The organism is Pseudomonas sp. MDT1-17, assembly GCF_054898105.1.
On the sequence record NZ_JBUBVM010000001.1, the window covers coordinates 1853481 to 1875607 of the forward strand.

28 protein-coding genes and 2 pseudogenes are annotated in these 22127 nt (G+C 58.4%); 22 read left to right on the forward strand and 8 right to left on the reverse strand.

Annotated features, from left to right (window positions below; all coding sequences use genetic code 11):
• Nucleotides 1-15 precede the first annotated feature (15 nt).
• The 17 genes and pseudogenes from ACYZTX_RS08420 (at nt 16) to recX (ending at nt 12076) form a co-directional block, all read left to right on the forward strand.
• Nucleotides 16-525, forward strand: a complete 510-nt coding sequence (locus tag ACYZTX_RS08420; protein WP_282376937.1) for a phage baseplate assembly protein V — start codon at nt 16-18, stop codon at nt 523-525.
• A complete protein-coding gene (locus ACYZTX_RS08425) occupies nt 525-923 on the forward strand; it encodes a phage GP46 family protein (protein ID WP_038979177.1) in 399 nt (132 codons plus the stop codon). Before ACYZTX_RS08420 ends, ACYZTX_RS08425 begins: the two co-directional genes overlap by 1 nt.
• Entirely contained in the window at nt 913-1953 is a 1041-nt protein-coding gene (locus ACYZTX_RS08430; protein ID WP_462033683.1) for a baseplate J/gp47 family protein, read from the forward strand. Before ACYZTX_RS08425 ends, ACYZTX_RS08430 begins: the two co-directional genes overlap by 11 nt.
• A complete protein-coding gene (locus ACYZTX_RS08435) occupies nt 1944-2543 on the forward strand; it encodes a YmfQ family protein (protein ID WP_462033684.1) in 600 nt (199 codons plus the stop codon). The genes ACYZTX_RS08430 and ACYZTX_RS08435 overlap by 10 nt, the downstream gene beginning before the upstream one ends.
• Before the next feature lie 11 nt (nt 2544-2554).
• Nucleotides 2555-3286, forward strand: coding sequence for a gp53-like domain-containing protein (locus ACYZTX_RS08440; RefSeq protein WP_462033685.1), 732 nt, complete (start codon nt 2555-2557; stop codon nt 3284-3286).
• A gap of 1 nt (nt 3287) precedes the next feature.
• The gene (locus ACYZTX_RS08445; RefSeq protein WP_462033686.1) at nt 3288-3713 is read left to right on the forward strand and encodes a tail fiber assembly protein; all 426 of its coding nucleotides are present in this window, start codon (nt 3288-3290) and stop codon (nt 3711-3713) included.
• Between the two features lie 80 nt (nt 3714-3793).
• Nucleotides 3794-4888 carry a phage tail protein gene (locus ACYZTX_RS08450; protein WP_462033687.1) on the forward strand — a complete coding sequence of 365 codons (1095 nt, stop codon included), beginning with the start codon at nt 3794-3796 and terminating at the stop codon, nt 4886-4888.
• A 7-nt stretch (nt 4889-4895) separates the two neighbouring features.
• Entirely contained in the window at nt 4896-5456 is a 561-nt protein-coding gene (locus ACYZTX_RS08455; RefSeq protein WP_462033688.1) for a tail fiber assembly protein, read from the forward strand.
• 42 nt (nt 5457-5498) lie between these two features.
• Nucleotides 5499-6710 carry a carbohydrate-binding protein CenC gene (locus tag ACYZTX_RS08460; protein ID WP_462033689.1) on the forward strand — a complete coding sequence of 404 codons (1212 nt, stop codon included), beginning with the start codon at nt 5499-5501 and terminating at the stop codon, nt 6708-6710.
• Between the two features lie 13 nt (nt 6711-6723).
• Nucleotides 6724-7128, forward strand: a complete 405-nt coding sequence (locus ACYZTX_RS08465) for a phage tail assembly chaperone (RefSeq protein WP_462033690.1) — start codon at nt 6724-6726, stop codon at nt 7126-7128.
• Between the two features lie 3 nt (nt 7129-7131).
• Complete coding sequence (locus ACYZTX_RS08470; protein ID WP_462033691.1) at nt 7132-7695, forward strand: glycoside hydrolase family 19 protein; 564 nt, start codon at nt 7132-7134, stop codon at nt 7693-7695.
• A pseudogene (locus ACYZTX_RS08475) lies at nt 7677-7922 on the forward strand (lysis protein); the annotation flags it as partial. The gene ACYZTX_RS08470 and the pseudogene ACYZTX_RS08475, both read left to right, overlap by 19 nt.
• A 75-nt stretch (nt 7923-7997) precedes the next feature.
• Nucleotides 7998-9550 (forward strand): IS3 family transposase gene (locus ACYZTX_RS08480; RefSeq protein ID WP_462033692.1). Its coding sequence is split into 2 segments (ribosomal slippage): nt 7998-8460 and nt 8460-9550, totalling 1554 coding nucleotides; the frame shifts between segments, so codons are not numbered across the junction.
• 39 nt (nt 9551-9589) lie between these two features.
• Nucleotides 9590-9883: pseudogene (locus tag ACYZTX_RS08485) on the forward strand (lysis protein); the annotation flags it as partial.
• Between the two features lie 80 nt (nt 9884-9963).
• Complete coding sequence (locus ACYZTX_RS08490; RefSeq protein ID WP_462033693.1) at nt 9964-10464, forward strand: CinA family protein; 501 nt, start codon at nt 9964-9966, stop codon at nt 10462-10464.
• Between the two features lie 83 nt (nt 10465-10547).
• Entirely contained in the window at nt 10548-11600 is a 1053-nt protein-coding gene (gene recA, locus ACYZTX_RS08495) for a recombinase RecA (protein WP_150709927.1), read from the forward strand.
• A gap of 8 nt (nt 11601-11608) precedes the next feature.
• Nucleotides 11609-12076 carry a recombination regulator RecX gene (gene recX / locus ACYZTX_RS08500; RefSeq protein ID WP_462033694.1) on the forward strand — a complete coding sequence of 156 codons (468 nt, stop codon included), beginning with the start codon at nt 11609-11611 and terminating at the stop codon, nt 12074-12076.
• 43 nt (nt 12077-12119) lie between these two features.
• Here the strand turns inward: recX and ACYZTX_RS08505 are convergent, their stop codons facing one another.
• The gene (locus ACYZTX_RS08505; RefSeq protein WP_462033695.1) at nt 12120-13238 is read right to left on the reverse strand and encodes an LOG family protein; all 1119 of its coding nucleotides are present in this window, start codon (nt 13236-13238) and stop codon (nt 12120-12122) included.
• Nucleotides 13239-13604: 366 nt separating this feature from the next.
• Here ACYZTX_RS08505 and ACYZTX_RS08510 point away from each other — a divergent pair, with 366 nt between their 5' ends.
• Entirely contained in the window at nt 13605-13799 is a 195-nt protein-coding gene (locus tag ACYZTX_RS08510) for a hypothetical protein (protein WP_462033696.1), read from the forward strand.
• On the opposite strand, the gene ACYZTX_RS08515 is transcribed toward ACYZTX_RS08510, so the two are convergent.
• On the reverse strand, nt 13800-14225 hold the full coding sequence (locus tag ACYZTX_RS08515; protein ID WP_462033697.1) for a PA3611 family quorum-sensing-regulated virulence factor: 426 nt from the start codon (nt 14223-14225) through the stop codon (nt 13800-13802).
• Nucleotides 14226-14415: 190 nt separating this feature from the next.
• On the opposite strand from ACYZTX_RS08515, the gene ACYZTX_RS08520 reads away from it, so the two are divergent.
• The 3 genes from ACYZTX_RS08520 to ACYZTX_RS08530 all read left to right on the forward strand — a co-directional run bounded on the left by ACYZTX_RS08520 (nt 14416) and on the right by ACYZTX_RS08530 (nt 16472).
• Nucleotides 14416-15174 carry a tRNA-uridine aminocarboxypropyltransferase gene (locus ACYZTX_RS08520; protein WP_462033698.1) on the forward strand — a complete coding sequence of 253 codons (759 nt, stop codon included), beginning with the start codon at nt 14416-14418 and terminating at the stop codon, nt 15172-15174.
• A gap of 209 nt (nt 15175-15383) precedes the next feature.
• Nucleotides 15384-16034 carry a response regulator transcription factor ErdR gene (gene erdR, locus ACYZTX_RS08525; protein ID WP_045057556.1) on the forward strand — a complete coding sequence of 217 codons (651 nt, stop codon included), beginning with the start codon at nt 15384-15386 and terminating at the stop codon, nt 16032-16034.
• A 75-nt stretch (nt 16035-16109) separates the two neighbouring features.
• Entirely contained in the window at nt 16110-16472 is a 363-nt protein-coding gene (locus ACYZTX_RS08530; RefSeq protein ID WP_282376914.1) for a diacylglycerol kinase, read from the forward strand.
• On the opposite strand, the gene ACYZTX_RS08535 is transcribed toward ACYZTX_RS08530, so the two are convergent.
• The gene (locus ACYZTX_RS08535; RefSeq protein WP_008153977.1) at nt 16469-17395 is read right to left on the reverse strand and encodes a LysR family transcriptional regulator; all 927 of its coding nucleotides are present in this window, start codon (nt 17393-17395) and stop codon (nt 16469-16471) included. The genes ACYZTX_RS08530 and ACYZTX_RS08535 overlap by 4 nt on opposite strands.
• Nucleotides 17396-17551: 156 nt before the next feature.
• On the opposite strand from ACYZTX_RS08535, the gene fpr reads away from it, so the two are divergent.
• The gene (gene fpr / locus ACYZTX_RS08540) at nt 17552-18331 is read left to right on the forward strand and encodes a ferredoxin-NADP reductase (protein ID WP_007947184.1); all 780 of its coding nucleotides are present in this window, start codon (nt 17552-17554) and stop codon (nt 18329-18331) included.
• A gap of 168 nt (nt 18332-18499) precedes the next feature.
• Here fpr and tsaA read toward each other — a convergent pair whose 3' ends face one another.
• The 5 genes from tsaA to ACYZTX_RS08565 form a co-directional block, all read right to left on the reverse strand.
• Nucleotides 18500-19201 (reverse strand): tRNA (N6-threonylcarbamoyladenosine(37)-N6)-methyltransferase TrmO, encoded by a 702-nt coding sequence (tsaA, locus tag ACYZTX_RS08545; RefSeq protein ID WP_462037009.1) that lies wholly within the window; start codon nt 19199-19201, stop codon nt 18500-18502.
• A gap of 50 nt (nt 19202-19251) precedes the next feature.
• On the reverse strand, nt 19252-20022 hold the full coding sequence (locus ACYZTX_RS08550) for an SDR family oxidoreductase (protein ID WP_462033699.1): 771 nt from the start codon (nt 20020-20022) through the stop codon (nt 19252-19254).
• 136 nt (nt 20023-20158) lie between these two features.
• Nucleotides 20159-20629, reverse strand: coding sequence for a YehS family protein (locus ACYZTX_RS08555; RefSeq protein WP_056739223.1), 471 nt, complete (start codon nt 20627-20629; stop codon nt 20159-20161).
• A gap of 75 nt (nt 20630-20704) precedes the next feature.
• Entirely contained in the window at nt 20705-21415 is a 711-nt protein-coding gene (locus ACYZTX_RS08560) for an rRNA pseudouridine synthase (protein ID WP_401118818.1), read from the reverse strand.
• Nucleotides 21416-21599: 184 nt separating this feature from the next.
• Entirely contained in the window at nt 21600-22073 is a 474-nt protein-coding gene (locus ACYZTX_RS08565) for a GNAT family N-acetyltransferase (protein WP_462033700.1), read from the reverse strand.
• Nucleotides 22074-22127: the final 54 nt, after the last annotated feature.

Sequence of the window (22127 nt, forward strand, 5' to 3'; positions counted from 1 at the left end):
TACAAGGTAATCCACATGAGCCTACTGACACGCCTCCTGGCGCGCGGCACTGTCGTGCTCGCCAACTCGGCTACCAAGCTTCAATCCCTGCAAATGCGCCTCACCGCCGGTGAAGTGAACGACGACATGGAACACTTCGAACCCTACGGTTTCACCAGCAATCCGCTGGCCGGTGCTGAAGGTATCGCCACGTTTTTGGGTGGCGATCGTTCTCACGCCATCGTGCTGGTGGTCGCCGACCGCCGCTATCGCCTCAAGGCACTGGCCCAGGGCGAAGTAGCGATCTACACCGACGAAGGCGACAAGATCCACTTCAAGCGTGGACGGATCATCGACATCGAAACCACCACCCTGAACATCCGCGCCAGCACTGCCGTAAATATCGACACACCGACCCTGAACCAGACCGGCAAGATCGTCTCTCAGGGCGATCAGATTGCCGGTGGCATTAGCCAGATCAAACACGTGCACGTCGGCGTGCAGGCGGGCAACGGCCAGACCGGCGTGCCGGCGGGAGGCCAGTGATGTTTATCAGCCAAAACCTCCACGCCGCACTGACCCGTTCAGTGCTGATCAGCCTGTTCACCTGGCGCCGCGCCGCCGATGACGATGCCCTCGATGACGAAGAACGTTTCGGCTGGTGGGGCGACACCTTTCCTACGGTCGCGGACGACCGTATCGGCTCACGCCTGTGGCTGCTGCGGCGGGTCAAGCTGACCCGACAGACCCAGATGGACGCCGAGTTCTATGCCCGCGAAGCCTTGCAATGGCTGATCGACGACGGCCACTGCAGCGCCATCGACATCATCAGCGAACGCCTCGACGCTCAGCGCCTGAACCTGCGCACGGTCCTGACCCTGGCCGACGGCGAGCGCCTGGACATCAACCCTGATAACAGTTGGCAGGTGATCTATGCCGTTTGAAACCCCTTCGCTGCCGGTGCTGATCAAGCGCACCCAAAGCGACCTGGCCAGCGATTCGCTGCGCCAGTCCGATGCGCAAGTGCTGGCCCGCACCCTCGGTGGCGCCGCCTATGGTCTGTATGGCTATCTGAACTGGATCGCCGAACAGATCCTTCCGGACAAGGCCGATGAGTCGACCCTGGAACGGATCGCCGCACTGCGTCTTAACCAGCCGCGCAAAGCCGCACAATCGGCCAGTGGCAGCGTCAGCTTTACCGCCAGCGCTGGCGCTGTGCTGGACGTCGATACTCTGCTGCAATCGAACGACGGTCGCATTTACAAAGTCACTTCCGCCCGCACCACCAGCAATGGCTTGAACAGCACCACCATCGTCGCCCTCGACGCCGGCAGCCTCGGGAATGCCGACGCCGGCATGACGCTGATTCCGGTGCAGCCGATTCTGGGCATTATCGGCAACAGCTTCACGGTGCTGGCGCCGGGGTTGACCGGCGGAATCGCTAGGGAAAGTCTGGAATCCCTGCGGTCCCGGGTGATTCGTTCTTACCGGATCATTCCTCACGGCGGTTCGGCGCAAGACTACGAAACCTGGGCGCTTGAATGTCCGGGGGTGACCCGTGCCTGGTGTCGCGGCAGCTATCCCGGCCCCGGCATTGTCAGTCTGTACATCATGCGGGACGACGATGCGCAACCCGTCCCCAATCCCGAGCAACTGGCTGAAGTCCAGGCCTACATCGAACCTCTGCGCCCGGTCACCGCCGAGTTGCGTGTGCTGCCACCGGTACAAGTGCCGGTGACCTACCGACTGAACCTGAAGCCCGACACCACGGCCGTACGCGCCGCTGTTGAAGCGCAACTGCGCGATCTGCATAACCGCGAAGGAGGCCTGGGCGACACTTTGCTGGTAAGTCACATCCGTGAAGCCATCAGCAGCGCAACCGGCGAAAGTGATCACGATCTCAAGTCACCTACCGCCGACGTCGAAGCCGAGAGCAACCAGTTGCTGACCTTCGGAGGTTGCGTATGGCAGTGATCAGAACCGCCGCACAATACCAGGCCCAACTGCGCAGCCTGCTACCCAGCGGTCCCGCGTGGGACCCCGAGCGGGTCCCGGAACTTGAAGAAGTCCTTGAAGGCGTCGCCCAGGAACTGGCCCGCCTCGACGCCCGCGCCGCCGACCTGCTCAACGAAATGGACCCCGCCGGCGTTAGCGAACTGGTGCCGGATTGGGAGCGGGTGATGAACCTGCCCGACCCGCGCCTGGGCGCGACGCCACTGTTCGACGACCGCCGCCTCGCCGTACGCCGTCGACTGCTCGCTGTTGGCAGCCAGGCCATCAGCTACTACGTCGAGATCGCCAAGAGTCAGGGGTACCCGAACGCCACCATCACCGAGCTTGAAGTCCCGCGAATGGGACGGGCCCGGTTTGGCCAGACGCATTTCGGAACATGGCAGGCGCATTTCATGTGGACGCTGAACACCGGTGGCCGCCTGCTGCTGGGCCGACGTTTCGGCGCCAGTTACTGGGGCGAACGCTTCGGTATGAACCCGGGTTCTGCACTGGAATGCCAGATCCATCGCAGCGCACCGGCGCATACCAAGGTGCACATCAATTATGACTAGGGAGTAGAGGGATGGACTATCCGAACAGTGTGCCCAGCGCCGGGTTGGTGAATGGGAAGTTTGTGGATGAGAACCCGTTGATGGGGACGCCGGGGTCGTTGATCCCGGCGAGGTGGGGCAACAGCGTCACGGATGAAATCGTCAATGTCATTACCGCCGCCGGTCTTGTGCCTGCTGAAGCGGATAGCAGTCAGCTCAGAGCGGCGATCTCGGCGATTGTCGAGAAGAACAAGGCCGACTCTTTCGCGAGCAAGGAAGAAGCTGAGTCAGGAGCAAGCAGCAGTCGATTGATGACGCCGCTACGGGTGTTTCAGGCGATAGAAAAGAAAGTGGTGCAAGCGACAGAGTCGATCTTTGGCTGGGCACGCATCGCTTCTCAAGCCCAAGTCAATGCCGCAGCAGACGACACCACAATCGTGACACCGAAAAAACTCTGTCTGGGTGTCTCCTACAGTTTTGCGGAAAACGGCTACATCGCGTTTCCGGCCTGGCTGGGCGGCTTCATGATTCAGTGGGTACAGGTTTCTATCAGCGTCAATGGCGGCTACGTATCCAAACCTTGGCCACTGGCCTTTAAAAACCAGTGCCGGGGCGCATGGGCCAGTTATTCGCACTCGGGGAACGCTCCGTTTGTTGATATCACTACCGCACCCCTGGTCACTTACTTTGACGCCAGTCAGGTTCAGGTCATGAGCAATTCCGGTGGTACTGGCTGGATCGCTGTCCTGAGTGTGGGGAACTGAAATGAAGCGTTTTTATAGCCGCAGTACCGGTAACACCTACCTGACGGGTTATCACACCAGGCTTCCCGAAGATGCCGTTGAAATTGACGACGAACGCTATAGCGCGGTGATTGCCAATCCGAAGGCGGGAACAGATAGATCTCATGACGATCAGGGCCTGCCGGTGTTGGTTGAACTTGCGCCGCTCTCGGAAGAACAACTTTTGCAGGAAGCCAAGGCATGGCGCGACAACGAATTTGCGCGCGTGGTCTGGCTTCGCGACCGACATCGGGACGAGTTGGAACTGATGAAGGCCACCACGCTTTCCGACACTGACTATCAGGCGTTGCTGGTTTATCTGCAGGCACTGCGCAAGTGGCCTCAGGCGAAGAAGTTTCCCTCCAAACGCTCGCGTCCAAAAAAGTCAGCCTGGATGACTGTCGAGTGAACGGATACCGCTGGTATGAACGCTTTGATTCAAGCGCGCTATCGGTATCTCCAATGAATATTCCAGACAAGGAATGAAAAATGGATTATCCAAAAAGCGTCCCCAGTGTCGGGCTGGTCAATGGACGGTTTGTTGACGAAAACCCGGTGGCCGGTTCGCCCGGATCGTTGATACCAGCGGTTTGGGGCAATGCTGTTACGCAAGAGATTTTGAGTGTGGTGGCCGGCGCCGGAATGGCACCGTTAGAGGCGGACAACGGCCAGTTGCTCAAGGCCATCCAGGCGATCATTGGCGTGACGAGCCCGATGCGTTCGGTGGTCACCCGGCTAGCGGCATCAAAGTTGCTGGCGCCGGAAGAACTCGGTCTGGTGTTGATTGATGCAAGCCCCGGCGCCGCCACCATCACTCTTCCGCCAGCCAACGTTGCCATGGGCGTTCGCGACGTCATTCTTCGACGCGTAGACAATAGCGGTAACCGCCTCGTTATCCAGGCTGCCGGCACTGACCGACTCAAATTTCATACCCATCTTTCGGCAGCCGGTTATACGTTTCTCGTGCTGATGGGCGGTGGTGACTGGTGGCATCTGCGCAGTGATGGCGTTGGCAGTTGGTGGCCGGTGGGGCGGTTTGACAACACCCCCTTGGGTCGACCGTTTTTCGAAACGACCACGCTGCTCAGTCCCGGTGGCTATGGGGCACTCAACGGCACGGTCATGAACCGTGCGCAGTGGCCGTGGTTGTGGGATCACGCCCAGCAATCGGGAGTGCTGGGGACCGAGGCCGCGCGGGTCGGGAACGAAGGTAAGTGGACTAGCGGTGACGGTGCGCTGACGTTCCGTGGACCTGAAAATCGCGGGGAGTTTTTAAGGGTTCTGGACGAAGGCCGTGGCGTGGATGCCGGGCGTGTAGTGGGTGCCTTCCAGCCCGGAACTTCTCATTCCTATGCCCTGGGGGCGAATGGCGGCGGTGCAGTAGGGTCACGATGGAGTGACAGCCTAGCTGCCGTCGGTGCCGACACCCGTGAGGAGCCACAATATATCGGCTCGCTCAGCAATGGCGGCCCCATCTATCCGGCCGGAACCAGCTACCAGATGGATCCTGCCGGCACCTTGCTCTATCTCTTCAAATCCCGTCCTCGCAACATCGCCTATCCCGGCCGCATCAAACTTATCTGAGGTGTCCATGTTTAATTATCTGATTGATAACTCGGGCGCCTTGTCGGGGCCCGTGGAGTTCTTCGTGACGCCGGGAATCGGTATTCAACTGCCCAGTAATGCCGTTGAACTTTCATTTGAATTGCCGCCTCCGGAACAGGGCCGTACATGGGCACTGGTCAATAATGTCCCGCGTGAAGTGATCGACCGGCGCGGTCTGGTGTATCGCAAAGAGGGCGGGGCTCAGCAGGTCTGGAGCGAACTTGGGGAGCTGCCTGACGCCTTTACCACGATTCCATGGCCGGGTGAGTTTTATGTCTGGCGTGATAACACCTGGGAGTCGGACGACCAGGCGCGATTGGCGGATGTTAGGAATCAGGTGTTCACCAAGCGAGACGCGCTACTTCGTGACGCAGTCCTGCGTATAGCCCCGCTTCAATATGCCGAAGATATCGGCGACGCCACTCACGATGAGCAACTGGCATTGATGGAATGGAAACTCTACAGCGTTGAGTTGAATCGCCTTGAACGGCAAGCAACCTGTCCTGCAGAGATCGACTGGCCTCAGGTTCCAGGCTCGACCGAGTAACTGCACTGCCTGTGTTTATGCCCTACAACTTGAGTAGATCAAATGGACTATCCAAAAAGCGTCCCCAGTGCAGGACTGGTCAACGGTAGATTTGCCGATGAAAACCCGATAGCCGGAACTCCCGGCTCCCTGATTCCAGCCAGTTGGGGTAATAGCGTCACCCAGGAAATTCTCAACGCCATCACCGCCGCGGGACTGATGCCTTCCGAGAATCAAAATGATCAGTTGAGTCTGGCCATTAAAGAGTTGGCGAAACTCGACCCCCAACAGAGTTTTCCGGTGCAGGTTTATCGCAAAAACCTGCTGATTAATGGCAACTTCGATATCTGGCAGCGCGGTACAGTCAACTTGGGGCCTTACACCGGTGCTTATATCGCTGACCGTTTTCGTTGCGACTGGAACGGAAACGCCGGGGTGAATATTTCCCGGCAGAGCTTTGCGCTGGGTCAGGGCGAGGTGCCCAATGAGCCCCGTTACTTTATGCGTTGGCAGCAAATCACTGCGGGAGTTGGCGCCAGCGTGCATAAAATTTCCCAGGCTATCGAGTCGGTCAGGACCTTGGCGGGGAAAACCGCGACGCTGACGTTCTGGGCCAAGGCCGACACGGCGCGTCAACTCAATGTGACTGTCGCGCAGTATTTCGGAGCGGGCGGTAGTGTGGATGCCGTGACGCCGGTTGGCAGCTTTCAACTCAAAACCTCCTGGACCCGATACAGCTCGCCGATTCAAGTACCGTCCCTGGCGGGCAAAACCTTGGGAAGTAGTGGCAATGACTTTCTGCGGCTCTCCTTTGACCTGCCTTTGAATGTTTTGCAGGTTATAGACCTGGCGCAGATCCAGTTGGAAGAGGGGCGGGTGTCGACGCCGTTCGAGCTCCGTAGCCCTGGCGATGAGTTGATGATGTGTCAGCGTTATTACGAAAAAACCTATAGCCAGGATCTGCCGCCTGGAAGCATGACAGGTCCCTACGGAGCACTGTTATCCACAGTGAAACAGGGGCAAACGAGCTTTGCCTCACAGCCCTTGGCTCAGTGGAGCTTCAAGGTTGAGAAGAGAGCTATTCCAAGTCTCAGTTTGTTTACCACTACTTCGAAGGGGGTCGCTGGGCAATGGCGTTCGGGGAGCGATGAAGTTTCATCGGCTAATGCTCGACCTCTTGGGGTGTCGACTCGCGGCATCTGGGTAGATAACTCCGATATCGGGCTGGTTACTCAGACTTATTACATCCACGCCACCGCCGATGCCGAACTTTAAGGAGGTTTTCCCTATGCACTATCAACTCACTAAAGACCCGGCCACTGTCATTCGTCTGCCTGACGGAGCAACCGTGCCTCGGCATCACCGTTTCTGGGATGAATACCAGCAATGGCTGGCGAGTGGTGGCGTGCCGTTGCTCGCCATGCTGGAAGACGATCCGGAGGCAGAACCTGAACCAGCCACAGTTGCCCGAGCCTGGCGGAACCAGGAACTGGCCGCCAGCCAATGGCTGGTCGACCGTGATCGCGATGAGCAAGCTGCCGGCACTCCGTTGGCTTTGAGCAGCGATCAATATCATGAACTGCTGGATTACCGGCAGGATCTGCGCGACTGGCCCTCGCTAGCCAACTTTCCAAAAGACTTCAGCAAACCCCTGGCGCCGGTCTGGTTTAAAACAACGGCAAATGGAACATGACCCATGTCTCTCACTTCAGCGCAGTTGCAACAAATTTTCCCCAACGCCCACCCTCAAGCGAGTGTTTTCATTTCCGCCCTCAACACCGCCATGGCCCACCGCAACATCAACACCCCGAAACGCGTCGCCGCCTTCCTCGCACAAGTGGGTCACGAGTCAGGGCAGTTGCAGTACGTGCGTGAGTTGGGGAGTAATCAATACCTCGGCAAATACGATACCGGTTCCCTCGCTGCCCGGTTGGGTAACACTCCGGAGCCGGACGGCGACGGTCAAAAGTACCGTGGCCGAGGTCTGATTCAGATCACCGGTCGCGACAATTACCGTCAGTGCAGTCTCGGACTCTTCGGTGATGATCGTTTACTGTTTTTGCCAGAACTGTTGGAACAACCCCAATGGGCCGCGGAATCCGCCGCCTGGTTCTGGGCGCACAACGGCTTCAACGAACTGGCCGACCGCGACCAGTTCAACAGCATCACCCGCCGCATCAACGGCGGTCTGAACGGTTTGCAGGATCGCTTGCAACTCTGGGCGCGGGCGAGAGCGGTGCTATGCCAGCCTTCAGTCTGATGCCGATGTCCTACCGCGTCATTGGCGTTGTTGTGTTTCTGGCTGTGTTGGCCGGTGGCTCGGCGGCGCTGGTCTGGCGCTTTCAGGATTGGCGTTATGGCGGGCGATTGGCGGAACAGGCCAGGCTGCACGCCGAGACCCTTAATCAACTGACTCTGGCCGCTGCCACCCAGAAACAGGCCGAGCAGGACAAACGCCTGGCCCTGCAGCAGCGTCTTTCGACCAGCCCCCCGGTGTCAGGATAGTTGTCGCCTCTCCGAATTTTCCTGAAAAAGCATATCGGGGGCGGAAAGAGACTGGTCGTGCCGTACTATTCACCTGAACGCAAAGCCGCATTACTCAAGATGCTGCTTCCCCCGCTGAGCCTGACGATGGCCGAGGTTTCCCGGCGTGAAGGGGTTAGCGAAATGTCTTTGTCCAACTGGCGCAAGAAGGTCAGTTCTGAAGGAAGCGCAGTGCCTGAAGACAAGCCACTCCCCGAGAACTGGTCTGCTGAAGCCCGGTTCGCTGTCGTCCTTGAAACCGCCGGTCTGTCGCAGCTCGAACTGGGTGAGTACTGCCGACGAAAAGGTCTGTACCCCGAACACGTCAGCGCCTGGCGCCAAGCCTGTATCACGGGGCAGCAGAGTGTTCAGAACCAACAAAAGGTCGACCGCGAACAATCTCGCAAGGACAAGAAACGTATTCAGCAACTTGAGCGCGAACTGCTGCGTAAAGACAAGGCGCTGGCCGAGACCGCCGCGTTGTTGGTGCTGCGAAAAAAGCTCAACGATTACTGGGGGATCGACAACGAGGACACCTGACCTCTTTGCCGGAACGGCAGTTGTTGGTGGCTTGGTTGATCGAAGCCATCGTGGCCGGTGCTCGAAAAATCAGAGCGTGCCAGGAGGTGGGGCTGTCGCTCAGAACCTTGCAGCGATGGACGCAGAGTGAGGATGTTCAAGCCGATGCCCGCACAACCACCGTGCGGCCCACGCCACGTAATGCGTTGAGCGAGATCGAACGACAAGCGATCGTGACCCTGTGTAACAGCCCTGCGTATGCCCATTTGCCGCCGAGTCAGATCGTACCGAGGCTGGCTGACGAGGGGCGTTATCTGGCGTCGGAAGCGACGTTTTATCGCATCCTGCGTGCAGCCGGTCAGCAACATCATCGGGGCCGTAGCCAGCGACCCAGACGGCATGCGGCACCGACGACGCATGTCGCCAAAGCGCCCAATCAGGTGTGGTCGTGGGACATCACGTATTTGCCGTCGCCGATACGCGGCAAGTACTACTACCTGTATTTGATCGAAGATATTTACAGCCGCAAGGCCGTGGGCTGGGAAGTTTACGAAGAAGAAAGCGGCGAAAAAGCCGCTGCGCTGCTGCAACGCAGCGTGATCGGCGAGCAGTGTTTACGCGAGCCGCTGGTGCTGCACTCGGACAATGGTGCGCCGATGAAATCGCTGACGCTGTTGAGCAAGATGTACGACCTGGGCATCACGCCGTCCCGTGGCCGACCGCGAGTGAGCAACGACAATCCGTACTCGGAGTCGCTGTTTAGAACACTGAAATATTGCCCGCAATGGCCGCAGGAGGGTTTTGCCAGCTTGGACGCCGCACGCGCTTGGGTGAGAGATTTTATGCGTTGGTACAACAACGAGCACCGGCATAGCCGGATCCGCTTCGTGACACCGGCTGAGCGGCATCGAGGGCTGGACCACCAGATCCTGGCGCGGCGGCATGAACTGTACCAGCGAGCGCGCAAGAAAAGCCCGGAACGTTGGTCAGGCCAGACGCGGAACTGGGAGCCGATAGGAGCGGTGATGCTGAATCCGGATCGGGAGCAGCAGGACGAGAAAAGAGCGGCATAGTTGAACGGTTGACGCGACAACTACCTTGAAAAATGCCGCAGCGAACAAACCCATTACCGAGCGCTTAGCGATGCCCAACGTGATCAAGGTCGCCTGCGCGATCGTCTTGCCACTGCTGATCTGCGCCTGTCAGTCCTCCTCGACGCCAGTGACGCTGCCCCAGGCTGCTCAGTGTCAGCCACCTCCAGCACCGGCGGCATGGTTCATGGAGCCGCGCGCGCCCGACTTGACCCGACGCATGCTCAAAGAATTATCGCCATCACCGACGCCGGTGACAGCGCTCTGATTGCCCTGCAGGCCTGTCAGGCTTATATCAGAGCCCTCGCTCGCTAACATTTTGATCGATCCTGTGCCTTGCAAGCGCGATACGCTCGTGTACGGTAGTTCTCATTCCGCTTGCTCAGGAGATAACCGTGAAAGAAATCACCCAGCTGGCCGCTGAACTTGGCAGGCGCTTGCAGGTTCTCAATGCCCACGTCACTGCCGCCGAGTCCTGTACCGGCGGCGGGATTAGCGAGGCGATCACCCGAATTCCGGGCAGCTCAGCGTGGTTCGAGGCCGGTTATGTCACCTACTCCAACCGCCAGAAAGCCGAGCAATTGAATGTCCCGGTCGAATTGTTTTCTGCCGTGGGGGCGGTCAGTCGCGAGGTGGTCGAGGCCATGGTCCGAGGCGCGCAGGAAAAATGCCAGGCGCGTTTTGCCGTGGCGGTCAGCGGTGTGGCGGGGCCGGATGGCGGTTCGCCGAGCAAGCCAGTGGGCACCGTGTGGCTGGCCTGGGGCGTTGGCGAGCAGGTGTTCAGCGAGGTGCAGCACTTTCCCGGTAACCGTGACGAGGTCCGCCGACAAACGGTGAAGGCCGCGCTAGAGGGGCTGCTGCGCCATACCGCTGGAGAAATCTCAAATCAGGGGTAGGCGATCCTGAAACGCTGTGGAATAATACTGGCTACTTATACAGGTGTTGGCCGTCAGGCCTTATTGATTACGTGAGGACTTTAATGGACGACAACAAGAAGAAAGCCTTGGCTGCGGCCCTGGGTCAGATCGAACGTCAATTCGGCAAGGGTGCCGTAATGCGTATGGGCGATCAGGACCGTCAGGCGATCCCGGCTATCTCCACTGGCTCTCTGGGTCTGGACATTGCGCTCGGCATTGGCGGTCTGCCAAAAGGCCGTATCGTTGAAATCTACGGTCCTGAATCCTCCGGTAAAACCACGCTGACACTGTCGGTGATCGCCCAGGCTCAAAAAGCCGGCGCGACCTGCGCATTCGTCGATGCCGAACACGCCCTCGACCCTGAATACGCCGGCAAACTGGGCGTCAACGTCGACGACCTGCTGGTTTCGCAGCCGGACACCGGCGAGCAAGCCCTGGAAATCACCGACATGCTGGTGCGTTCCAACGCGGTTGACGTGATCATTGTCGACTCCGTGGCCGCTCTGGTTCCAAAAGCTGAAATCGAAGGCGAAATGGGTGACATGCACGTGGGCCTGCAAGCCCGTCTGATGTCCCAGGCGCTGCGTAAAATCACCGGTAACATCAAGAACGCCAACTGCCTGGTTATCTTCATCAACCAGATCCGTATGAAAATCGGCGTGATGTTCGGCAGCCCGGAAACCACCACCGGTGGTAACGCGCTGAAGTTCTACGCTTCGGTTCGTCTGGACATCCGCCGTACTGGCGCGGTGAAAGAAGGTGATGAAGTCGTCGGTAGCGAAACCCGCGTCAAGGTTGTGAAGAACAAGGTCGCTTCGCCGTTCCGTCAGGCCGAGTTCCAGATTCTTTACGGCAAGGGTATCTACCTCAACGGCGAAATGATCGACCTCGGCGTGCTGCACGGTTTCGTTGAGAAGTCCGGTGCCTGGTATGCCTACGAAGGCACCAAGATCGGTCAGGGCAAGGCCAACTCGGCCAAGTTCCTGGCGGACAACCCGGAAATCGCCAAGAAACTTGAGAAGCAGCTGCGCGACAAGCTGCTGACTCCAGCACCGGACGTCAAAGCATCGCCAGTCAAAGAGACTGCTGATGACCTGGCTGACGCTGATATCTGATTGATCCGATGACCGCCGTACTCGATACACTCGTCGCGGTGCGGCGAACCGCAATGGACCTGCTCGCGCGACGCGAGCACGGTCGAGTCGAGTTGACGCGTAAACTGCGTCAACGCGGCGCCCTCCCTGAAATGATCAACACCGCACTCGACCGTTTGACGGAAGAAGGTCTGCTGTCCGAGTCCCGTTATCTCGAAAGCTTTGTTTCCTACCGTGCCCGTTCCGGCTATGGCCCTTTGCGTATTCGTGAAGAGTTGAGTCAGCGCGGCCTGCAACGTACCGACATCGAACTCGCTTTACGCGAGAGCGGTATCAGTTGGCAGGAGCAACTGGAAGACACTTGGCGGCGAAAGTTTTCCGGGCATTTACCGATAGACGCCCGGGAACGTGCCAAACAGGGCAGGTTCCTGAGTTATCGGGGATATTCCATGGAAATGATCAGCCGCTTGTTCAGCGGCCGAGGGATGGACGATTGACTGAAACGGCTCGCTATTTCCATAGCGGGCCGTTTTTTTTTGCCTACGTAACCTTGGACGGTTCCCGCGTGCGCTGTTGCTCCTGGGGTTTGGACTGCGCCCAGTTTTCCGACAGGTTGATGTAATCCACCAGTTCCCGCAGCCGACCATGATCACGGGCATTGAAGGTGAAGGCCAGTCGCGCCAGATGGCTGAACTGCGGTTCGTCGTGTTCCTCACCGCTGTAGGCATGTTGATGGAAATGATCGCTCAGGCACAGGTCGGCAAATGCCTCCTGCATGTGTTCGAGCGCCTGGTCGCTTAGTTTGTGATTCATGCGAATCACGAATTGATGCTTGAGCCAGCGGCTTGAGTGGTAGTTGCTGTAGAACTGGTTGATCTGCTCCACAGCCTCTTCCGCGCTGTAGACCAGGCTCACGAGCTTCATATCGGTCGGCAGGATGTAGCGATTTTCCTCCAGTTGATGATGAATGAAGTCCAGCGCGCCTTGCCAGAATTTTCCGCCCGGCGCGTCCAGCAGCACCACCGGCACCAGCGGACTTTTACCGGTCTGGATCAGTGTCAACACCTCCAGCGCTTCATCCAGGGTACCGAAACCGCCAGGGCACAGGACCAGCGCATCGGCTTCCTTGACGAAGAACAGCTTGCGGGTAAAGAAGAAGTGGAAGGGCAGCAGGTTGGTGGTGCCATTCACGGTGGGATTGGCATGCTGCTCGAAGGGCAGGGTGATATTGAAACCCAGGCTGTGTGCCAGGCCGGCACCTTCGTGGGCTGCCGCCATGATGCCGCCACCGGCACCGGTGATGACCATCAGGTCTGAGCGCGCCAGTGCGGCGCCAAGCTCCCGGGCCAGACCGTATAAAGGATGTTCAATCGGTGTTCGGGCCGAGCCAAAAACGGTGACCTTGCGGCGCCCCCTGAACTGTTCCAGCGCACGGAAGGCATGTTCCAGTTCGCGTAGGGCTTGCAAGGTGATCTTGGCATTCCAGCGGTTGTGATCTTCCTGGGCCATGCGTAGCACGGTCAGGATCATGTCGCGGTAGATCGGGATGTTCGGGCTGTTGGGTGAAACCAGGTTGAGTTGCTCTTCGACCTTGCTGATGAGGTCGTGGCCGCTTTCTTCAAAATGACGGCTCAGGAGGTCATTCGGTTGGTAAGGCATTAACTTCTCCTTCCATACAGGCTCTGTTTTTCCCTTGGATGAAGGAAACATTCGCACAACAAGACGTGCAATGGGCAGCCCCTTTCCTGCCCTGAAAAGTGAACGTGAACACTATGAATCTAGACCCTCGCAGCGATTTTCGCTGACTTGATCATTGCGCCGCGAAGTCTTTCCTGGCAACCGCTTATTGGCGATTTGCAAGGTGCTTTCACCGCTCGTCTGAACGCAGTCCGCGTGTCCGATTGTCTGATTTACTAAATGACAGGCGTGACACGACAACTTTGCGTCAAAGGCAGGGCGCACGGTACAAGCGGTTCAAGGATTTTATCGCTCAAGCAAGGGCGAGGTGCAAGGAGGCGGGAAGCGATGGCCAGAGTCATTCTGGAGATCGATACGCAACTGTATCGATTACTGAAGTCATCGGCCGAGACCAATCATTTGAGTCTCGAAGAGGAGTGCTGCCGGCGTCTGGAGGGCGCCGACCGACGCTCGCGTTACTTGCAGGCGCTGTTGGCAGAACTGCGCGCCGAGGATGAACAGCGGCGCGCCAATTCCCGATGATTACTTCTTCTTGGCCGGGGCCGCTTTCGGGCAGTCCGATTCCTGATAGCTGGCGGAGCCGACTGAGCGGTTGGTCTTCACCTCAGTGAAGTCGTAACGCATGACCGCGCCCTTGGCCATCAGTTTGCGGAACGATGGGTTGTTGCACACAGAGGCGCCCAGCTGGAAATACACGGCTTTCGGGTCGGCGCGCATCTTGTTGGCGTGGCTGCCTTGTACGCTCAGATGATTGATCAGCGTGTTGCCTTCGACGGTGTAGCCCTGATCAAGAATGTCTTCGTTGATCGCCCGTGGAGTGCCAGCGCTGCTTTGTGTGGCGACGTTTCGCAGCTCCCTGTTCAGATTCTGCTCACTCAAGGAAGCAGCTTGAGCGCTGAAGGACGACGCCAGCAAAATGGCAGCGGTGGGAACGATAAGGCGCAGCATGAAACTCTCCTGGTTCAGTGACTGGTGGTTCGACCCGTCACATGACTGTGCGTTCAGTGGCGGCGAATTATAGGGGCTGAGGCCTGGACGGTACAGGCTTGCGCCGGCTGCTCTGATAAACTGCGGCCACTTTCTGCCGTGCCGAGTGTTTTTTCGTGTCGATTTTCTTCCCCTGCCGGCGTTGCCTGCGATGAACCCTGCAACCCCACGCTTTGCTGCAAACGCAGTAGCCCGCTTGCGCGATGAGCGAGAGGAAGAGGGCATCAAGCCGATTCAGGCTCGAGGCTGGAGGGCGCCGCGTTGCCGAGCCTGCCGCGTGATCGAGAGTCACTGCCTGTGCGCCTGGCGCCCGCAGGTCGAGGCGCGCTCTGGCGTGTGCTTGATCATGACTAATAAGGAAGTGTTCAAGCCGAGCAACACCGGTTGGCTGATCGCCGATGTGGTGCGCGACAACCATGCGTTCATCTGGTCGCGTACGGAGGTTGATGAGCAACTGCTGGCGTTGCTGGCCGACCCGCAATGGCAACCTTATCTGGTGTTTCCGGGTGAGTACGTCGAACCCGAACGAGTCACAAACAGCGTCGATGCCGACAGTTCGAAGCGTCCGCTGTTTATTCTGCTGGATGCCACCTGGACAGAAGCCCGGAAGATTTTCCGTAAAAGCCCCTACTTTGATCGGCTTCCGATCCTGAGCCTGTTGCCCGAGAAACTCTCGCGGTACCGGTTGCGCAGATCGACCCGCAGCGAGCATTTGTGCACGGCCGAAGTGGCGGCGCTATGTCTCGATCTTGCGGGAGATACCGAAGCAGCGTCGGCGCTGGACGCTTATTTCGACGTGTTCAGCCAGCATTACCTTGATGCCAAACACCAGCTTGAAATGAACGTTTCAACACCGGCACACGTCGAGCTGATGCCTTTTGTGCAAGACGGCGCCCCTGTCATGTGCTGATTGTCGCCCATACTGCAACGATCTGTACTGGCCATGCATCTTGACCACCCCGACTTCGCTGGGCATGCTTGGCGCCGATTAGGGCGCGGCCAGGTTTGATACGCCGTATTCTTTACGTGAATAGCCACGTGATTGGCGTTGAACGTGCCCTGTTGGTGCAGCTCCGTGGCTGCGCCTCGAGTTGTTTGAAAAACAGGATCATTAGAAAAATGGCCACATACGAAATCCTGATTGCCGATGACCACCCTCTTTTTCGTAGCGCCCTGCATCAAGCGTTGACTCTGGGACTGGGCCCCGAAGTCCGTCTGGTGGAAGTGGCGAGCATTGCCGAGTTGGAAACCCGTCTGGACGAGAAATCCGACTGGGATTTAGTGCTGCTGGACCTCAACATGCCGGGGGCCTACGGTTTTTCCGGGTTGGTGCTGCTGCGCGGTCAGTATCCGCAGATTCCGGTGGTCATGGTGTCGGCCCAGGAAGAAGCTTCGATTATGGTGAAGTCCCGTGAGTTCGGCGCCAGCGGCTTCATCCCCAAGTCCAGTGATCTGAGCGTCATCCAGAAAGCCGTCCGAGCGGTGCTCGATGGCGATGTGTTCTGGCCGCCTCAGGCGTTCGAAGCCGTGAGCGTTTCCGCTGAAGCCAAGGCCGCCAGTGAAGGCCTTGCCAGCCTGACGCCTCAGCAGTTTCGTGTCCTGACCATGGTCTGTGAAGGCTTGCTGAATAAGCAGATCGCCTACGAGCTGAGCGTTTCCGAAGCGACGATCAAGGCCCACGTGACAGCGATTTTTCGCAAGCTGAATGTGCGGACCCGGACTCAGGCGGCGTTGCTTCTGCAACAACTTGAGTCAATTTCGAGCCACTAAGGGTTGGCACGTTCACGCTTTTTTGACTTTGGTTGATCTAGCTTTCTCACTCCTTTTTGGTCAGTTGCCTACTCTATGTCACCTTTCAAAGGCCAAACCGGCCTCAAACGCATCCTTAACGCCTCCGGTTATTCGCTGGACGGCCTGCGCGCAGCCTTCACCGGCGAAGCGGCCTTTCGGCAACTGGTGTTGCTCAACGTCATATTGGTCCCGCTGTCGTTCTTCCTGAACGTCAGTCGCGTCGAGCAGGCGTTGCTGATTGCAGTGTGTCTGCTGGCATTGATCGTCGAATTGCTCAATTCGGCAGTGGAAGCGGCCATCGACCGCATTTCCCTTGAGTTGCATCCGCTGTCCAAGAACGCCAAGGACATGGGCAGCGCTGCTCAGTTCGTGGCGTTGAGCATGATCGCGCTGGTGTGGGCGGTGATTCTGCTTTAAGCGATGGTGGGCAGCACGATCTCGTCGCTGCGCTGAACCCCGGCGGTGAAGGCGCGGCACAGGTCGAGGAATTCACGCATCGCTGATGTCTGATATTTCTGTTTGTGCCAGATGAAATAGAATTGCCGCGCCAGATCCAGATCGGGCGTCTCCACTGGTACCAGGCTGCCACGGCGGAATGCATCGCGCAGTGCCAGGCGAGAAATACAACCAATCCCCAACCCGGACTCCACAGCACGCTTGATCGCTTCGGTGTGTTCGAGCTCCAGCCGGATATTCAGCGAGCTGCGATGGTGACGCATGGCCTGGTCAAAGGTCAGTCGCGTGCCAGAACCCTGTTCACGCAGAATCCAGGCTTCGTGGGTCAGCTCTTCCATGGTCGCCGTGCCGCGTTTGGCCAGTGGATGCTGGGGCGCGCAGAACACCACCAGCTCATCCTCGACCCAGCTCTGCACTTCGATGTCCGGATGGCTGCAGTCGCCTTCGATTAGACCCAGATCAATTTCATAGTGGGCAACCTGCTGCACAATGTTGGCAGTGTTCTGCACGTGCAGCTTCACCTGGCTTTCCGGATGGCGCTGCATGAAGCTGCCGATCAGCAAGGTGGCCAGGTAATTGCCGATAGTCAGGGTCGCGCCGACCGCCAGAGAGCCGAATCCCGACTTGCCATTGAGCAAGTCTTCGATTTCCTTGGACTGATCGAGCAGCGCCACCGCTTGCGGCAACAGTTGTTTGCCGAGGGCGTTGAGGCTTAGCCGTTTGCCGGCGCGGTCGAACAGCTGACAGCTGGACTGACGCTCTAGCTCGGTGATCGAGGTGCTTGCCGCCGATTGTGAGAGGTTGAGCAGACCCGCGGCACGGGACACGCTTTCCTGCTGGGCGACGGCGACGAATACTTGAAGTTGACGGAGAGTAAATCGCATATCTATATAACCGATAACCCTTATCTTAATAATCCAGTTAACAGATATTGTGGCTGCCATTAGAATGCGATGCAATTGCGCACAGCAGCTCATTTTTCGCTGACGCTGAGCAGGCGCAGAGCATGCGCAGACAAAATCTCCAGGAGTCCCACGTACATGAGCAACATGAACCACGAGCGTGTCCTCAGTGTTCATCACTGGAACGACACTCTGTTCAGCTTCAAGTGCACCCGCGATCCGGGCCTGCGCTTCGAGAACGGTCAGTTCGTGATGATCGGCCTGCAACAGCCCAACGGCCGGCCGCTCATGCGCGCTTACTCGATTGCGAGCCCGAACTGGGAAGAGCATCTCGAGTTCTTCAGCATCAAGGTGCCTGATGGCCCGTTGACTTCCCAGCTGCAGCATCTGAAGGAAGGCGACGAGATCATCATCAGCAAAAAGCCTACCGGCACGCTGGTGCTGGATGACTTGAAGCCTGGCAAACATTTGTACCTGCTCAGCACCGGTACCGGTCTGGCGCCGTTCATGAGCGTCATCCAGGACCCGGAAACCTACGAGCGTTTCGAAAAAGTGATCCTGTGCCACGGCGTGCGTTACGTCAACGAAGTCGCTTACCGCGAGTTCATCACTGAGCACTTGCCGCAGAACGAGTTCTTCGGTGAGTCCCTGCGTGACAAGTTGATCTACTACCCGACCGTGACCCGCGAGCCGTTCGAGAATGAAGGTCGCCTGACCGACCTGATGCGCAGCGGCAAGCTGTTCAGCGACATCGGTCTGCCACCGATCAACCCGCAGGATGACCGCGCCATGCTGTGCGGCAGCCCGAGCATGCTCGACGAGACCAGCGAAGTGTTGAACAGCTTCGGCCTGAAAGTTTCGCCGCGGATGCGCGAGCCGGGTGACTACCTGATCGAGCGTGCGTTCGTCGAGAAGTAAGCACACCGCATCACCAAAAAGCCCCCATTGCCTGTGCAGGCATGGGGGCTTTTTTTATGCCTGACGCAAACCTTGTAGGAGCTGTCGAGTGAAACGAGGCTGCGATCTTTTGATCTTGTTTTTTAAAGCAACATCAAAAGATCGCAGCCTCGTTTCACTCGACAGCTCCTACGGGTTGGAGGCGGGAATGACTTCGAGGACGCGAATTACACCGGCTTCGGGGTAGTGCCAACGCACATCTAGATCCCAGAACTGTGCGCCGTATTCCCGTTCGGGTGTAGGAATCTGGTAGGCCGGACGTGGGTCTTGTGCCAGGCATTGCTCGATCAACGCCACCAGCGGTTCTTCAAGGCGCTGCGCATGGCCGTGAGCCTGTTGCAGCGCTGAATCCGTCCACTGCACGGGAATCAGCTGCGGTGCAGCGCTGGCGATGCTGTTAGAGGCCGTATCGATGATGTCGGCGTAAGGCACGTAGGGTTTGATGTCGAGAATCGGCGTGCCGTCCAGCAGGTCGATTCCGGATATCCACAGCCGATCGGCTTCAACCTTGTCCAGTTTGACCACGGACTGGCCAATGCCATTGGGTCGATGCGTCGCGCGGGTGGCGAACACACCCATGGATTTGTTACCGCCAAGGCGAGGAGGGCGCACTTTCAGTCGTGGCTTTTCTTCCAGGGCCTGGTGAAACAGGAACAGCAGCCAGACATGGCTGACCTGCTCCAGACCTTGCACGGCGTCACCCTGATCGAACGGCGCCACCAGTTCCAGCACGCCGCGAGCGGCCGGGGCCAGTTGCGGCTGGCGCGGGATGGCGAACTTCTCCTTGAAGCAGGAGCGCACGAAGCCGATGGGGGAAACGCTGTAGGTCATGGTCTGGGGTCGACGCGGGGTGGGGGCGGGCATGATAACCCACCCGATGATCAGAGACTGAACCCACCATCCAGCGGAATAATATTCCCGGTCATATACGCCCCAGCCGTACTCGCCAGACTGATTGCCAGCGCCGCCATCTCTTCCTCTCGCCCCCAGCGTTTCATTGGAATCAACGCCGTATCGTCGGCCAGCGCCTGTTCATCATTGCCGATGTGTTGAGTCATCTTGCTCGGAAAACGCCCCGGCGCGATGACGTTGACGTTGATGTGCTGGCTGACCAGCTCCCGCGCGAGAATCCGTGACAGTTGATGCAGGGCTGCTTTACTCGGGCCGTAGGCATAAGCCTGTTCGCCGAAAGACGAAATTCCGGCCACCGAACCGATGTTAATGATTCGCGCCGGATTCGCTGGCGAACCGGCCTTACGCAGTAGCGGCAAAAACTGTTGAATGCAGTTGAACACCGAGGTCACGTTGAGCTGCATGACCTTTTCCCAGCCCTTGACCGGGTAGCTCTCCAGCGGTGCTCCCCACGTGGTGCCGGCGTTGTTCACCAGAATATCCAGCTGGGTGATCTGTTCTCCCAACTGTGTGGCCAACTGAAGCACACCTTCTTCAGTGGCGAGATTGGCCACCACGGCATGGCAGCGACCGAGCGCACTCAGCTCATCAGCCGTTTGCTGACAGGCCTCGGCATCCCGGGCGCACACGTACACCGTGGCGCCAGCCTCGACATAAGCCTTGGCGATCATTTTGCCGATACCACGGGTGCCGCCGGTCACCAGAGCGGTGCGGCCTTGCAGGGAAAAGTACGGGTGCATGGCGAATCCTGAGAGCTGAGGGTCAATACACCCTAGTCGTCAGCCGCCGGAAGCGGAGCCACTATTTTTGTGAGGAATGAGGGTCTATACAGCCTGGCCTTGAGCTACAGGTTTGCAGCTCAAGGCTGGCGGACGCTTACTGCGGGCGCACGCGCAGGGTCAGGCCCTTGAGGAAGTTGCGCAGCAACTGGTCGCCGCACGGACGGTAGTTGGTGTGGCCGAACTTGCGAAACAGCGCGCTCAGCTCAGGCTTGGACACCGGGAACTCGGACGCCTTGAGAATCGCGTGCATGTCGTCTTCTTTCAGTTCGAAGGCCACGCGCAGTTTCTTCAGGATGATGTTGTTGGTCACCGGCACTTCGATCGGCTGTGGCGGACGGCTTTCGTCCTTGCCGCGCTTGAAGGTCACCAGGCCGTCGAGGAAATGCGCCATGACTTCATCCGGGCAGCGTACGAAGCCTTCCTCGTCTTCCTCTTTCTTGTCGAGGTACGTCACCAGGTCTTCCAGGGTCACGTCCATGCCGCCGAGCTTGATGATCTCGATGACTTTCTTGTCGCTGATGTCGAGCATGTAGCGCACGCTGCGCAGTACGTCGTTATGAATCATGGTGTGCAGTCCTGATATTCAGCAGTGGGCGCCGCATACACAGCGGCACCGAAAAAAGTGGCGGCGTGAAAAGTCTTAAAACTTCTCTTTGCCGGACAGGTAGCGCCATTGCCCCAACGGCACTTTGCCGATGGATACACCGCCAATGCGGATGCGGCGGATGGCGACGACCTTCAGGCCTACGGCCTGGCAGAACAGGGCGATCACGCCCGGTTGCGGGTTCTTCATCGCAAAACGCAGGCGATTTTCGTTCTGCCAGCTGGCTTTGACCGGCGGCAGTTCCTTGCCCTTGTACGTCAGGCCGTGGTTCAGGCGATTTAGGCCGTGCGCCACCATCTCGCCCTCAACCTCGACCACATACTCTTGCTCGATCTTGGCGGAGTCGGCGGTGAGTTTGCGCAAGATCTTCCAGTCCTGGGTGAACACCAGCAGACCGCTGGCATTGGCCTGCAAGTCGGTGCTGGCGGTCAGGCGCAGGAAGTGGCCCTTGAGCGGGCGTTTGCTGAAGCGGTGTTCTTCGCTCAAGGTCTCGGCGCTGATCGTCGCCATGGCGGTTTCCGCATCCATGCCCACAGGCACGTTCAGGAGGATAGTCACCGGCTCCGGCGCAGTGGCCTTGGCTTCGGGATCAAGCTCGACTTTTTGCGTGTCGACCTTGAATTGCGGCTCGTCGATGACTTCACCGTCCACGGTGACCCAGCCGCCCTCGATGAACAGCTCAGCCTCCCGACGGGAACAGCCGACGAGTTCGATGAGGCGTTTGGAGAGACGAATCGGGTCAGTCATGACAGGGCCGTAACAAAAAAGGGGTGGGCATTGTACCTGCCTGGCGCCGGTTAATCGCGGGTCCATTTGCGCAGTAAAGCTTTTTGTGGGAACGGGCTTGCTCGCGAAAGCGGTAGATCAGTCAATTATCTGTTGAATGACACACCGCATTCGCGAGCAAGCCCGCTCCCACACTGTTCTTGTGTTAACCATTGCGTGCCAGTTGTTGCCCCTGGCGCAGACGCATGTGCAACAGCGGATAAGGCTGGCCCATGCCGTCATGCTCGGAGCGACCGATCACCTCGAAGCCCTGTTTGAAGTAGAAACCCAAGGCTTGCGGGTTCTGTTCGTTGACGTCCAGTTCATCGGCATTCAGGTGTTCCATGGCATAGCGTAGCAACTGCTTTCCCAAACCCTGGCCCCGATGAGCCGGGTCGATGAAGAGCATTTCGATCTTGCCCGCCGCGACCCCGGCGAACCCGGTAATGCGCTGGCGCGGGTCTTTGGTGCAGATCAGCATCACTGCATCGAGGTAGCGGGTCAGCACCAGATTCTTCAGCAGTTCGATGTAGCTGTCTGGCAAAAAGTCATGGGTGGCGCGCACCGAGGCTTCCCAGAGCTGAGTGAGTTCTTCGTAGTCGCTCTGTTTCGGCGTGTGGATGACCGAATGTTGGCGCATGGCCGGCTACTCCTTCTTTTTACTCGCTGTTTTTGTGAATGTGAGAATCCTTTC

Bases quoted from the DNA above. Each gene is read 5' to 3' on its own strand.
- ACYZTX_RS08470 (WP_462033691.1), top strand. From the start codon at position 7,132: ATGTCTCTCACTTCAGCGCAGTTGCAACAAATTTTCCCCAACGCCCAC.
- recA (WP_150709927.1), top strand. From the start codon at position 10,548: ATGGACGACAACAAGAAGAAAGCCTTGGCTGCGGCCCTGGGTCAGATC.
- ACYZTX_RS08465 (WP_462033690.1), top strand. From the start codon at position 6,724: ATGCACTATCAACTCACTAAAGACCCGGCCACTGTCATTCGTCTGCCT.
- ACYZTX_RS08460 (WP_462033689.1), top strand. From the start codon at position 5,499: ATGGACTATCCAAAAAGCGTCCCCAGTGCAGGACTGGTCAACGGTAGA.
- ACYZTX_RS08510 (WP_462033696.1), top strand. From the start codon at position 13,605: ATGGCCAGAGTCATTCTGGAGATCGATACGCAACTGTATCGATTACTG.
- tsaA (WP_462037009.1), bottom strand. From the start codon at position 19,201: ATGACCTACAGCGTTTCCCCCATCGGCTTCGTGCGCTCCTGCTTCAAG.
- ACYZTX_RS08450 (WP_462033687.1), top strand. From the start codon at position 3,794: ATGGATTATCCAAAAAGCGTCCCCAGTGTCGGGCTGGTCAATGGACGG.
- ACYZTX_RS08565 (WP_462033700.1), bottom strand. From the start codon at position 22,073: ATGCGCCAACATTCGGTCATCCACACGCCGAAACAGAGCGACTACGAA.
- ACYZTX_RS08555 (WP_056739223.1), bottom strand. From the start codon at position 20,629: ATGATTCATAACGACGTACTGCGCAGCGTGCGCTACATGCTCGACATC.
- ACYZTX_RS08520 (WP_462033698.1), top strand. From the start codon at position 14,416: ATGAACCCTGCAACCCCACGCTTTGCTGCAAACGCAGTAGCCCGCTTG.
- ACYZTX_RS08420 (WP_282376937.1), top strand. From the start codon at position 16: ATGAGCCTACTGACACGCCTCCTGGCGCGCGGCACTGTCGTGCTCGCC.
- ACYZTX_RS08505 (WP_462033695.1), bottom strand. From the start codon at position 13,238: ATGCCTTACCAACCGAATGACCTCCTGAGCCGTCATTTTGAAGAAAGC.
- ACYZTX_RS08550 (WP_462033699.1), bottom strand. From the start codon at position 20,022: ATGCACCCGTACTTTTCCCTGCAAGGCCGCACCGCTCTGGTGACCGGC.
- recX (WP_462033694.1), top strand. From the start codon at position 11,609: ATGACCGCCGTACTCGATACACTCGTCGCGGTGCGGCGAACCGCAATG.
- ACYZTX_RS08530 (WP_282376914.1), top strand. From the start codon at position 16,110: ATGTCACCTTTCAAAGGCCAAACCGGCCTCAAACGCATCCTTAACGCC.
- fpr (WP_007947184.1), top strand. From the start codon at position 17,552: ATGAGCAACATGAACCACGAGCGTGTCCTCAGTGTTCATCACTGGAAC.
- ACYZTX_RS08435 (WP_462033684.1), top strand. From the start codon at position 1,944: ATGGCAGTGATCAGAACCGCCGCACAATACCAGGCCCAACTGCGCAGC.
- ACYZTX_RS08515 (WP_462033697.1), bottom strand. From the start codon at position 14,225: ATGCTGCGCCTTATCGTTCCCACCGCTGCCATTTTGCTGGCGTCGTCC.
- ACYZTX_RS08425 (WP_038979177.1), top strand. From the start codon at position 525: ATGTTTATCAGCCAAAACCTCCACGCCGCACTGACCCGTTCAGTGCTG.
- erdR (WP_045057556.1), top strand. From the start codon at position 15,384: ATGGCCACATACGAAATCCTGATTGCCGATGACCACCCTCTTTTTCGT.
- ACYZTX_RS08560 (WP_401118818.1), bottom strand. From the start codon at position 21,415: ATGACTGACCCGATTCGTCTCTCCAAACGCCTCATCGAACTCGTCGGC.
- ACYZTX_RS08535 (WP_008153977.1), bottom strand. From the start codon at position 17,395: ATGCGATTTACTCTCCGTCAACTTCAAGTATTCGTCGCCGTCGCCCAG.
- ACYZTX_RS08445 (WP_462033686.1), top strand. From the start codon at position 3,288: ATGAAGCGTTTTTATAGCCGCAGTACCGGTAACACCTACCTGACGGGT.
- ACYZTX_RS08440 (WP_462033685.1), top strand. From the start codon at position 2,555: ATGGACTATCCGAACAGTGTGCCCAGCGCCGGGTTGGTGAATGGGAAG.
- ACYZTX_RS08430 (WP_462033683.1), top strand. From the start codon at position 913: ATGCCGTTTGAAACCCCTTCGCTGCCGGTGCTGATCAAGCGCACCCAA.
- ACYZTX_RS08455 (WP_462033688.1), top strand. From the start codon at position 4,896: ATGTTTAATTATCTGATTGATAACTCGGGCGCCTTGTCGGGGCCCGTG.